The organism is Micromonospora sp. CA-248212 (genome assembly GCF_050948405.1).
GTDB lineage: Bacteria > Actinomycetota > Actinomycetes > Mycobacteriales > Micromonosporaceae > Micromonospora.
The window spans coordinates 4,298,070-4,309,080 of sequence record NZ_CP192023.1; the positions used below are offsets into that span (position 1 = coordinate 4,298,070).

11 protein-coding genes are annotated in these 11,011 nt (G+C 73.5%); 3 read left to right on the forward strand and 8 right to left on the reverse strand.

Annotated features, from left to right (window positions below):
* Positions 1 to 36: 36 nt before the first annotated feature.
* A complete protein-coding gene (locus ACQP03_RS20455; protein ID WP_357125352.1) occupies positions 37 to 450 on the forward strand; it encodes an STAS domain-containing protein in 414 nt (137 codons plus the stop codon).
* Positions 447 to 1,049, forward strand: a complete 603-nt coding sequence (locus ACQP03_RS20460; RefSeq protein ID WP_433457990.1) for an STAS domain-containing protein — start codon at positions 447 to 449, stop codon at positions 1,047 to 1,049. The genes ACQP03_RS20455 and ACQP03_RS20460 overlap by 4 nt, the downstream gene beginning before the upstream one ends.
* Before the next feature lie 60 nt (positions 1,050 to 1,109).
* Here the strand turns inward: ACQP03_RS20460 and alc are convergent, their stop codons facing one another.
* From alc to uraD, 8 genes are read right to left on the reverse strand one after another with little or no spacing between them, the layout of a single operon-like run.
* The gene (gene alc / locus ACQP03_RS20465) at positions 1,110 to 2,102 is read right to left on the reverse strand and encodes an allantoicase (protein ID WP_433457992.1); all 993 of its coding nucleotides are present in this window, start codon (positions 2,100 to 2,102) and stop codon (positions 1,110 to 1,112) included.
* Complete coding sequence (gene allB / locus ACQP03_RS20470; RefSeq protein ID WP_357125343.1) at positions 2,099 to 3,415, reverse strand: allantoinase AllB; 1,317 nt, start codon at positions 3,413 to 3,415, stop codon at positions 2,099 to 2,101. Before allB ends, alc begins: the two co-directional genes overlap by 4 nt.
* Positions 3,412 to 4,584: a DUF6986 family protein gene (locus ACQP03_RS20475; RefSeq protein WP_357125340.1), complete on the reverse strand. Its 1,173-nt coding sequence runs from the start codon at positions 4,582 to 4,584 to the stop codon at positions 3,412 to 3,414. Before ACQP03_RS20475 ends, allB begins: the two co-directional genes overlap by 4 nt.
* The gene (gene aceB / locus ACQP03_RS20480; RefSeq protein ID WP_433457995.1) at positions 4,584 to 6,137 is read right to left on the reverse strand and encodes a malate synthase A; all 1,554 of its coding nucleotides are present in this window, start codon (positions 6,135 to 6,137) and stop codon (positions 4,584 to 4,586) included. The genes ACQP03_RS20475 and aceB overlap by 1 nt, the downstream gene beginning before the upstream one ends.
* Positions 6,138 to 6,178: 41 nt before the next feature.
* On the reverse strand, positions 6,179 to 7,558 hold the full coding sequence (locus ACQP03_RS20485; RefSeq protein ID WP_433457997.1) for an 8-oxoguanine deaminase: 1,380 nt from the start codon (positions 7,556 to 7,558) through the stop codon (positions 6,179 to 6,181).
* The gene (gene pucL / locus ACQP03_RS20490) at positions 7,555 to 8,421 is read right to left on the reverse strand and encodes a factor-independent urate hydroxylase (protein ID WP_357125334.1); all 867 of its coding nucleotides are present in this window, start codon (positions 8,419 to 8,421) and stop codon (positions 7,555 to 7,557) included. The genes ACQP03_RS20485 and pucL overlap by 4 nt, the downstream gene beginning before the upstream one ends.
* Positions 8,422 to 8,425: 4 nt before the next feature.
* Complete coding sequence (gene uraH / locus ACQP03_RS20495; RefSeq protein ID WP_355047963.1) at positions 8,426 to 8,752, reverse strand: hydroxyisourate hydrolase; 327 nt, start codon at positions 8,750 to 8,752, stop codon at positions 8,426 to 8,428.
* Positions 8,749 to 9,252: a 2-oxo-4-hydroxy-4-carboxy-5-ureidoimidazoline decarboxylase gene (gene uraD, locus ACQP03_RS20500; protein WP_357125330.1), complete on the reverse strand. Its 504-nt coding sequence runs from the start codon at positions 9,250 to 9,252 to the stop codon at positions 8,749 to 8,751. Before uraD ends, uraH begins: the two co-directional genes overlap by 4 nt.
* A 134-nt stretch (positions 9,253 to 9,386) precedes the next feature.
* On the opposite strand from uraD, the gene ACQP03_RS20505 reads away from it, so the two are divergent.
* The gene (locus tag ACQP03_RS20505) at positions 9,387 to 10,940 is read left to right on the forward strand and encodes a helix-turn-helix domain-containing protein (protein WP_357125327.1); all 1,554 of its coding nucleotides are present in this window, start codon (positions 9,387 to 9,389) and stop codon (positions 10,938 to 10,940) included.
* Positions 10,941 to 11,011 lie beyond the last annotated feature (71 nt).

Below are 11,011 nucleotides of genomic sequence, written 5' to 3' on the forward strand. Positions count from 1 at the left end.
GGCAGGCGACCAGAGCACGAGGAAAGGGGTACGACAGTGACGGGACCACTCAAACCTCCGTCGTACGCGCTGCCGCTGGTGGAGGTCAGCATCACCCAACTGGACCTGAGCTGCCTGGCCGAGAGCGGCGCCGTGTTCGACCGGCTGCTGGCGCTGCGCCCCGGGCAGGTCGTCGTCGACCTGTCGGAGTGCCGTTACCTCGACGCCGCCGCCATCGGGCTGCTGCTGGACATCCACCGACGGCTGGCCCGCGCCGACGGGACCCTCGTCGTACGCAACCCCAACCGGCGTATCCAGCGCATCCTGCACCACGCCCGGCTGGACCAGGTCCTGCCGATCGTCACCGAACCGCCGTCGGCGTCGCCCGGCGATCCGGCGACGCGGGACGAGTCACGGCCGGTCGAGCCGGCGCTCGCCGCTCGCGGCGGACAGAAAGGATCAGCGGCATGACCGTCGTCCCGGACGACAACCTGATGACCCTCATCTGTGACACCTGCGGCGACAGTCTCACCGCCACCGCCTGCGTGCTGCCCGACGCCGAGGTCGTCTGGACGCTCGTGTCCGAGCACGGCTGGAGCGGCTCGCCGTTCGCCACCGGACCGCACCGCTGCCCCCACTGCAGCCTGCTCCCGCCCGCGAACCCCCGGCAGGCCTCGATCGAGGGCCACGGTCCCGGCGGGATTCTCGGCATCGACCACCTCGACGACGCCACCATCGTCACCGCCAGCGGCGACATCGACGTCGCCACGGGCGACGCGCTGCGTGCCGCGCTGCGGCAGGCGGCCGAGGCGGGCGCACCCGTGCTGGTCGACCTGAGTCGTGTACACGCCATCGACTCCACCGGCCTCGGCCTGCTGGTCCGGGCCCACCTCGACGCCCGCGAGCGGGGACTGACGCTCTGCCTCGCCGCGCCGTCGCGGTTCATCCGGACCGTCCTGCACACGATGCGCCTGGACGGCGTCTTCCCGATCTTCGACAGTCGCGAGGACGCCCTGGACCGGATGGCCCGGCCGGCGCTGTCCGTGGCCGCGCCCACGGCCGAGACGTAACGCCGACGGCCGTGGCGGCAGCTCAGACGCCCATCGTCACGAGATCCGCGGACGCCAGGTTCACGCCGATGACCAACGGTTTCGCAGGGTGGCCAGGCCGGCCGGGGTTATCTCACCGAGGACGCGGAGCCGGGCCATCCCGCCGTCCGGGTACGCGTCGAGGCGTACCCAGGTCACCGCGTCCGCGTCGGTGACCAGGAAGCGGTGCCGGGTGTCGGGTTGCAGGCGGGTCACCGGCAGCAGGTCGACCCAGCCGTCCGGGTCGTCCGGGTCGGTCCGGCAGCCGCGCACCGCCGCCGCCCCGGGCGCGTTGCCCTTGAAGTGGCTGGTGTCCAACTCGACGAGCCGAACGACGCCGGGTGCGGCGAGGCGCAGCAGGACCCAGTCGTTGCCGTCGTCGCGGCGGCGGGCCGTCTCCCAGCCCTCCCCCATCGTGCGGGCCCGGCCGGGGGCGATCAGGTTGTGGGGCGTGCCGTAGAACATGTCGCTGCATCCCACGACGAGGCCCCCGTGTTCCAGGGCCGCCAGGTCGACCAGGCCACCGGCGAGGAACCGGGGGTCGGGGGTGGCCTCGCCGTGCACCCGCAACCGGGCGACACCGCCGTCCGGAAAGATCGACAGGCGTACGTGGGTGACCCGGTGTCCCGGTTCGACGGAGAAGACGTTGCGGGTGTCGCCAGCGAGCGCCACCCGGGGCACCAGGGGCGTCCAGGTCGCCTCGGCGAGGTCCTCGGGTGCCGGATGCCCGTCCAGGCGGCAGGCGTCGACCGCCGCGTACGGCGGGTAGTTGCCGGTGAAGTGGCTGGTGTCCACGACGACGGTGTGCACGATCCCGGGCACGCCGAGCCGCACGATGGCGTGATCGTGCCCGGGGGTACGCCGACGGCGGGTCTCCCACCCCTCGTACACCTGGCCCTTGGCCCCGAAGGTGGCTGGGGCGAACGTCGGCGGCTTCGGGTCGACGAGGTGGTCGGCGGGGGCGAAGAACTCGTCGTTGGCGTGGACGACGCCACCGGACAGCGCCCGGGAGGCGAGGTCGGGAAGTGTGCTCATCGGCTGCTCCCGGAGATGAGGCGTCCCCGTGGCGGTCCGTCCGGCGAGACCGGCTGGCCACGCAGCCACACGTCGCGTACGACGCCGTGCAGCGTCCGCCCGGCGTACGGGGTGACGGGATGGCGGTGCCGCAGCGTCGCCGGGTCGACCACGAACGGCTCGTCCGGTGCGAAGGCGACGAGGTCGGCGTCGGAACCGGGAGCGATGCGCCCCTTGGTGCCCAGTCCGGCGATCTCGGCGGGCCGCTGCGCCATCCACCGGACGACGTCGATCAGCCGGTACCCGCGCCGCCGGGCACTGCTCCAGATGGCCGGCAGGCCGATCTGCAACGACGAGATGCCTCCCCACGCGGCGGCGAAGTCACCGCTCGGCGGTCTCTTCAGAGCCGGTGTGCTGGGTGAGTGGTCGGAGACGACGCAGTCGATGACCCCGGCGACCAGACCCGCCCAGAGCCGGTCCTGGTTGGCGCGGTCCCGGATCGGCGGACAGCACTTGTACTCGGTGGCGCCGTCGGGCACCTCCTCGGCGCTCAGGCAGAGGTAGTGCGGGCAGGTCTCGACGGTGACGCTGACGCCCGCGTCCCGCGCGGCGGCGATCAGCGGCAGGGCGTCGGCCGACGACAGGTGCAGGATGTGGACGCGTGCGGCGGCGCGTCGGGCGGCGTCCAGCACCCGGGCGATGGCCGTTGTCTCGGCGTTCGGTGGCCGGGACGCCACGAAGTCGGCGTAGCGGCGCGACGGTGGTGCGGCGCTGATGTCGTCGGGGTTCTCGGCGTGCACGATGAACAGGGCGTCGACCGCGCGGAGCGCGGTGTCGAGCGCCGGTGGGTCCAGCGGCGGGAACTCCGGCACACCGGAGTCGACGAGGAAACATTTGAAGCCGAGGACACCGGCGCGGTGCAGCGCCGCGAGGTCTCCGGCGTTGCCGGGCACAGCTCCGCCCCAGAAACCGACGTCCGTGTGCACCGCGCCGTCGGCGGCGCGGCGCTTCACGTCGAGGGCCGGCACCGACACGGTCGGCGGGAGGGAGTTGAGCGGCATGTCGACGATCGTCGTCACGCCGCCGGCTATCGCGGCGCGGGTGGCCGAGGCGAAGCCCTCCCATTCGGTACGCCCGGGTTCGTTCACGTGCACATGGGTGTCGACGAGGCCGGGCAGCAGGGCCAGGTCGCCGAGGTCGGTGACCGGCCCGTCGGGCGTGGCGTCGTGGTCGGTCACCGCCATGATGCGTCCGTCGGTGACGCAGACCGTCGCCGGCCGTTCGCCCCGCGGGGTGACGACCCGCGTCGAGCGCAGGACGAGGTCGTAGCTCACAGCGCCTCCAGGGTGGCTCGGTCGACGCCGACCTCGTCCGGGTCGAGCGCGCCGCAGTCGAGGCCACGGCGCAGGAACCCGGCGAGCGCGTGTGCGGTCGCCGGTTCGTCCAGCACGCCCCCGGCGCGGCGGTCCAGGTACGCGGTGAGGCGTTCCACGGTGGCCGCACGGCTCTCGCGGAAGAAGGCGTAGGTGGCGGCGTACCGGGTGGGCAACTGCGCGGGATGCAGGTCCCAACCCTGGTAGAAGCCGCGCGCGAGGGACCGCCGGACCAGGCTCGTGTGCAGCCGCCAGGCCCGGTGTACGGCCGTCGCGTCGCCGACCGGGAGCACGTTCGACGAGCCGTCGCTGAGGCGTACGCCGGTGCCGGCCGCCGCCGCCTGCATGACGGCCTTGGCGTGGTCGGCGACGGGATGGTCGAGCGACTGGTGGGCGGCCGCGACGCCGCAGGCGGCGCTGTAGTCGTACGTGCCGTAGTGCAGCCCGACGCAGCGGCCCTGGGCGGCGGTGATCATGCGGGCGACGGTGGCGGTGCCGTCCGCGCCCAGCACCGCCTCCGGGGTCTCGATCTGCAGCTCGAAGCGCAGGCTCGCGGCCGGCAGCGCGTACGCGGCCTCCAACGCCGCGCACAGCAGGGACATCGCCGCGACCTGCTCGACGGCCCGGACCTTCGGCAGGGTGACGACGAAACCGGGTGGGGGTGGGCCGAGCGCGTCGAGGAACACGTCGAGGGTACGGATCGCCCGGTCCCGGCTGTCGGCGTCGAGGCTCTTGCAGCGCAGCCCGACGAACGCGGGGCGCGGGCCGTTCCGCAGCGCCGTCGCGGCGACGCGGGCGCTCTCGTCCTCCTCGTCGTCGTCGCGTACGCCGTAGCCGTCCTCGAAGTCGAGACGGAGATCCTCGATGGGCTCGGTGGACAGCTTCGCCAGCACGCGGTCGCGCAGCTCCACCGGGAACGGCAGGGGTGGGCACCCGTTCAGCGTGTCGAGGGCCTGCTCGCCCCAGCGCCGGCACAGGTCCGGGGTGTACCGGTCCGCCGGGACGTACACGGTGTGCACCGGCTGCCGGCCGGGGGCCGCACCCGGGTAGCGCCGCCGCAGCGCCTCGTCGACCGGCGCGAGCCGGCGGTCCAGTTCGAGGCCGGTCCGCTCGTGCAGTCGCCGGCCCATCAGTCGACGACCTCGTACGCGGGCACCGTGAGGAAGTCGACGAACTCGTCGTCCAGCGCGCCCCGCTCGACGAGGGCCCGTGCGTCCGGCCACCGCCCGGCCGCGTAGGCGGTCTCCCCCACGGCGTGCCGAATCCCGGCCAGCTCCTCCCCCACGACGCGTCGGACGAGGTCCGCGGAGACCGTCTCGCCGGTGTCGGCCAGCCGGACAGCCTGGTGCGCCCACTGCCAGACCTGGGCGCGGGAGATCTCGGCGGTGGCCGCGTCCTCCATGAGGTTGTTGATGGCGACGGCCCCGACGCCCCGGAGCCAGGCCTCCAGGTAGCGCAGCGCGACCGAGACGTTGGTCCGCAACCCGGCCGAGGTGACCTCGCCGCCTGCGACCGTGAAGTCGAGCAGCCGGTCGGCGGGCACGCGCACGTCGTCGCGGATGCGGTCCAGTTGGTTGTCGCGCTGCCCGAGGACGCCGTCGAAGACCTCGCGGCAGACCGGCACCAGCGCCGGGTGGGCCACCCAGGAGCCGTCGAAGCCGTCGTTCGCCTCGCGCTCCTTGTCCGCGCGGACCTGCGCGAAGGCCGCCGCGTTCCGCTGCGCGTCACCGCCGGGCACGAAGGCCGACATGCCGCCGATGGCGACCGCGCCACGGCGGTGACAGGTCGCGACGAGCAGATCGGTGTACGCGCGCAGGAACGGCGCGGTCATCGTGATCGCGGCACGGTCGGGCAGCACGGTCCGCTCGCGGAAGTTCTTGATGATGGAGAACAGGTAGTCCCAGCGCCCCGCGTTGAGCCCGGCGGCGTGCGGCCCCAGCGCGTGCAGGATCTCGTCCATCTCGAACGCCGCCGTGATGGTCTCGATGAGCACGGTCGCGCGGATCGCGCCGCGTCCGATGCCGAGCGTGTCCTCGGCGTACGCGAACACGTCGTGCCAGAGCCGCGCCTCCCGGTGGCTCTCCAGCTTTGGCAGGTAGTAGTACGGGCCGACGCCCCGCGCGATCGACTCCCGCGCGTTGTGGAAGGCGTGCAGGCCGAAGTCGACGAGCGCGCCGGCGGCCGGCACGCCGTCGACCAGCACGTGACGCTCGTCGAGATGCCAGCCCCGTGGTCGTACGACGATGGTGGCGAGCGGCCCGTCCCCGCGCAGGGCGTAGTGCCGCCCGTCCGGCGCGTCGTGGGTGATCGTGGCGCGTACGGCGTCGTACAGGTTGATCTGCCCGGCCGTGACGTTCGCCCAGTGCGGCGTGTTGGCGTCCTCCAGGTCGGCGAGCCAGACCTGCGCGCCGGAGTTCAGCGCGTTGATGGCCATCTTGCGGTCGGTGGGTCCGGTGATCTCCACGCGCCGGTCGACGAGACCGGGTGGTGGCGGGGGTACCCGCCACTCGGATTCGCGAATGTCCTTCGTCTCGGTCAGGAAGTCGAGTCGGCCGGTCCGGGCGATCTCCGCGCGTCGCCGGGCGCGACGGGCGAGCAGTTCCGCCCGGCGGGCGTCGAAGCGCCGGTGCAGCTCGCTGACGAACCCCAGCGCCTCGGGGCTGAGGATTTCCCGTTCGGTCATCGTCGGCACGTGCACTCCTGTCCTCGCTGTCGGGTGGGCCGTCACCGGGTTGCGTCGCGCAGCCGACCCGCTGCCCGTCGGGCCCGCAGGAGCAGGTCCCGTTCGTCGACGGTGCTCAGACGGCCGCCCTCAACGACCGGTCGACCGCCGACGAGCAGCAGCTCCACCGGCGCCGGCGCGCCGAGGACGAGGGCGGCGACCGGATCGGCGATGTCGGCGTGGCCGAGCCCGTCGAGACGCCAGAGCGCGACGTCGGCCAGCTTGCCCACCTCCAGTGAGCCGATCTCGTCCGCGCGGCCGAGGCAGCGGGCGCCGCCACGGGTGGCGAGGGTGAGCGCCTCGCGCGCGGTCAGGGCGGTCGGCCCACCCCGCAGACGGGCCACCAGCAGGGCCTGGCGTACCTCCGCGACCAGCTGTCCGGCCTCCTGGGAGGCGGCGCCGTCGACGCCGAGGCCGACGGACGCGCCGGCGTCGAGCAGGTCCCGCACGGGGGCGATACCCGCGCCGAGCCGGGCGTTCGAGCTGGGACAGTGCGCCAACGACGTGCCGGTCGCCGCGATCCGCCCGATGGCGTCGGCGTCCAGGTGCACGCCGTGCGCAAGCCAGACGTCGTCGCCGAGCCAGCCGAGCCGCTCGGCGTACTCGGCGGGCGCGCAGCCGTGCGTGGCCCGGCAGTAGTCCTCCTCGTCCACGGTCTCGGCCAGGTGGGTGTGCAGCCGGACGCCCCGGTCCCGCGCCAACGCGGCGGCGTCCCGCATCAACCGTTCACTCGCGGAGAACGGGGAGCAGGGACCCACCGCGACCCGGACCATCGCGTCCGGTGCGGGGTCGGAGAAGCGGTCGATCGCCTCGGCCGTCGCGGCCAGCGCGGCGTCGGTGTCCTCCACGAGGTGGTCCGGCGGCAGACCACCGGCGGACGCGCCGAGGTCCATGGAGCCGCGGACGGGGTGAAAGCGCAGCCCCACCCGGCCCGCCTCGGCCACCTCGGCGGCGAACAGGTCGCCGGCCCCCGCCGGGAACACGTAGTGGTGGTCGGTGGTCGTGGTGCAGCCGGACAGCGCGAGCCAGCCCAGCCCCGCGCCGACGGCCGCCGAGACGTCCTCCTCGCCGATGCGCGCCCACACCGGATACAGGTCGGTGAGCCAGCCGAACAGGTCGGCCTGCTGCGCGAGGCCCCGGGTGACCCACTGGTAGAGGTGGTGGTGGGTGTTGACCAGCCCCGGCGTGGCGAGGCAGCCGGTGCCGTCGACGCGCCGGACGGGCCCCGCCTGGTCCGTGGCGGCCGCCGGACCGGGCCCGACGGCGACGATCCGTCCACCCTCAACGACCAGGTGACCGCGCTCGTACTCGCGGCCCGTGCCGTCGACGGTCGCGACCGCGCAGCCCTCGATGACGATGCGCTCCGGCCGGGGCGGGGTCACACGTCCCACCACGACTCGACCCACCGTGGCGCGTCGTCGCGACGCACGGCGCCCTCGATCAGCCCGTACGGGCGGTCGGGGGCGTGGAAGACCTCGTTGGGGTTGTCGAGCCCGAAGGGTGCGAGGTCGACGAGGAAGTGGTGCTTGTTGGGCAGCGACATCCGCACCTCGGTGATCTCCGGCCGATTTTCGAGGACCCGCTGACCCATCGCGTGGAGGGTCTGTTGCAGGGAGAGGCTGTGCGTGTCGACGAACGCCTCGACGAGGTGCCGCCGTGCCTCGCCGAACGAGAGCGCCCAGTCGTCGCTCCCGCTCGTCGCGTGTCGCCAACGAGCGTCCACCGCCGTGGCCAGGATCCGGTCGTGCGCCTCGGGCAACGTCGTGTACGCGTCCCGCACGAAGCCGAAGAACTCCGAGTCGGTGGTGTTCAGCAGCACCATCCCGGTCAGCCCGGAGACGACGACGGCGTCCGACCCGTCGACGGTGACCGTCGCCGTCCGCGTCTCGGCCCCCGAGCGGGCGAACGAGTGCGGGCCCTGGCGTCCCCAGGCGTGCTCGTGGATGTCGACGGTCGCCCGGGTGACGGCGGGCTGCGACTCGACGAAGTGCCGGGCCAGGCGCAGCCCGAAGTCCTCGATCGCGCCGACGCCGTGTTGGCGGGCGAAGGCGTACACCGTGTTCTTCTGGCTGTCGGTCGGCAGGACCTTGCTGTTGTCGCCGGTCAGGTGGGTGTCGGCCAGGTCGCCGGCGAGCGCGACGCCGACCGTCAGGTCGGTCAGGTCGTGCCGTTCGCCGTGGCGGACGACGTGGACCAGCCGCACTTCGGCCTTGCCGTACTGGTGGGGGCCGAGAACAACGTCCAACGGGTCAACTCCCTCGATACGTCGAATAGCCGTACGGGCTCAGCAGCAGGGGCACGTGCACGTGCCGCCAGACATCCGTGACCACGAACACCACCGACACCTCCGGGAAGAACGCCCCGAGGCCGAGGTAGCCGGCGGTGTCGAAGCAGAGTCGGTACGTCCCCCGGGCCCAGCGCCGCTTGGGCACCCAGTCGCGCAGCCGCCCGTCGGGGTCCGTACGCCCCGTGGCGACGTCGATCCACCGGTCGCCGGCCCAGCGGTACAGGTGCACGGCCACTCCCTGGGCCGGTTCCCCGCGGGCGGTGTCGAGGACGTGCGTGGAGAGGCTCACTCGTCCATCAGCCTCGTCAGTCGCAGCGCCGTGATCCGGGTCAGCTCGGCCCGGACCACCTCCCGCTCCGCCGCCGCGCCGTTGGCGAGCCGGGCGGTGGCGGCGGCGACGATCTCCGCGGGCGACCGTCCGTTCGCGAAGATCAGGAAGAGGTGTCCGAAGCGGGCCTCGTAGGCGCGGTTGACCTCGCGCAGGGCGAGCCGGGTGCGCTCGTCGCTGTCGGCGACGCCGGCCTGCTCGCGGCGGGACCAGGTCGCGTCACGCCCGTCGCCGTCGGCCCGTTGCCCGATCCGGGGATGCGCCGCCAGCGCCTCGGCGATGTCGGGCCAGGGCAGGGCGGCGAGCGTCGCGGATCCCGTGGTGACGAGCGCCGCCGGGGTGGCGTAGGGACGGGCGGCGGCCATGGCCCGCGCCCACGACGGCGACGCGCAGCACGCCGACAGCTCCCGCTCGGCGTCGGCCGCCGGCAGCGCGTTGAACCACGTCAGACGCTCGTGCACCGGACCTCCCCTCCACTTCGCGGTGGCGGTAGTCAAACAGCGACATCGAGCCGGGTGCATTGGGCGAGCGAACCGAACTTGAAACATTGCCGCCCTACGGTCTCTGGAGCTTCCTCCAAGGCAAGGAGTTGTCGATGCGCCTCAACGACCTCCTGGGCCAGGCTGGCCTCAAACTGACGTTGCTCAGCGGCCACAGCCAGGGCGAGCGGGTGATCCAGCAGTTCTTCACCACCGACCTGCTCGACCCGAGCCGTTACCTGTCCGGCGGCGAGGTGGTGCTCACCGGTCTCATGTGGAGACGCGGTCCGACGGACTCCGAGGTGTTCGCGGCGGCCGTCGCGCGGGCGGGCGTCAGCGCGGTCGGGGCCGGCGCGGCGGCGTTCGGCACCGTCCCGGCCGATGTCGTCGAGGCGTGCGCACGTCACGACGTCCCCGTGTTCGAGGTACCCGTCGAGGTGTCCTTCACCGTCATCAGCGATGCCATCGGCACTGCCCTGCGGGTCGAGAGAGCCACCGGACTGGCCGCGACCGTGCACCGGCACCAGGGTCTGATCGCGGCGCTCACCGAGGACGCGCACCTCGCCGACCTGTTGCCGTCGGCCGCCGCCGAGACCCCCTGCTGGGTCCTGTCGCCCACCGGCCGGCTCGTCGCGGGCACCGCCCCGATCGACGGCGACCTGTGCGCCCGGCTGGCGCGTACGTTCCTGACCGCCCCTCGGCTGCCCCACGTCCTCGGCGTCGGCCGGGACCGGCGCGTCTCGCTCTTCGGCGCGAGCGCCCACCCGGGCCGGCGGGTCGGCACGTGGTTCCTGGCCTGCGCGGGCGACCTGACCACCTGGGAGCCCGAGCGCCGCCAGGCCGTCGAAGGGCTGGTCACCCTGCTCACCCTCGAACGCGCCCACCTCGACCGGCACCTGCACGTCGAGCGTCGCCTCGCCGCGCTCCTGCTGCGACCGCTGGTCGGCGGCGCCGCGCCCGCCGAGATCGCGGCGCGTCTCGAAGCGTGTCGCCTGGCCCCGGACGCCACCTTCCTCGCCCTCACCGCCGGCACCGCAACGGCGGCGCCCGACGACCTGCCGCTCAGCGTCGTCGAGGAGGTCGTGCGGCCGCTGGCGCCCACGTCGGCCATCGCGACCGTCGGCGACGAGGTCCATGCGCTCATCCCCGTCGACTCCCCCGGCGACGTCAGCCCGGCCGACCTCGTGCAGGGGATCCGCCAGGCGACGCGGGCACTGACACCGGCTCTGGGCGCAGCGCGGTTCGCCATCGGGATCAGCGCAGCGGCATCGGGGGCCGACGCGCTGGACACGGCGGTCGAGGAGGCCCGCCACGCCTACCGGTACGCCGTCACCGGGCAGGAGCGGGTGGCGGTGGTGTCCAGCGGAGACCTGTCCTCGCACGCGCTGCTGCTGGCCGGCGTCCCGACCGAGGCCCGGCGGGCGTTCCACCGCCGGCTGTTGCGCCCCCTCGCCGAGTACGACCGCGCGCACGACGCCCGCCTCGTGCACACCCTCGACATGTTCCTGCGCTGCGACGGCTCGTGGACCCGCACGGCGAAGGAGCTGCACGTCCACGTCAACACCCTGCGCTACCGCATCCAGCGCATCGAGCAGCTCACCGGCCGCAAGCTGCACCGCTTCGACGACCGCGTCGACCTGTACCTCGCGCTGCAACTGCAACGCCACTAGGCCGTGTGTCAAAGCCCCTGGCCGGCCTGCGGAGGCCGAGCGGACCGGCCGTTTCGGCCGCTGGTGAACCG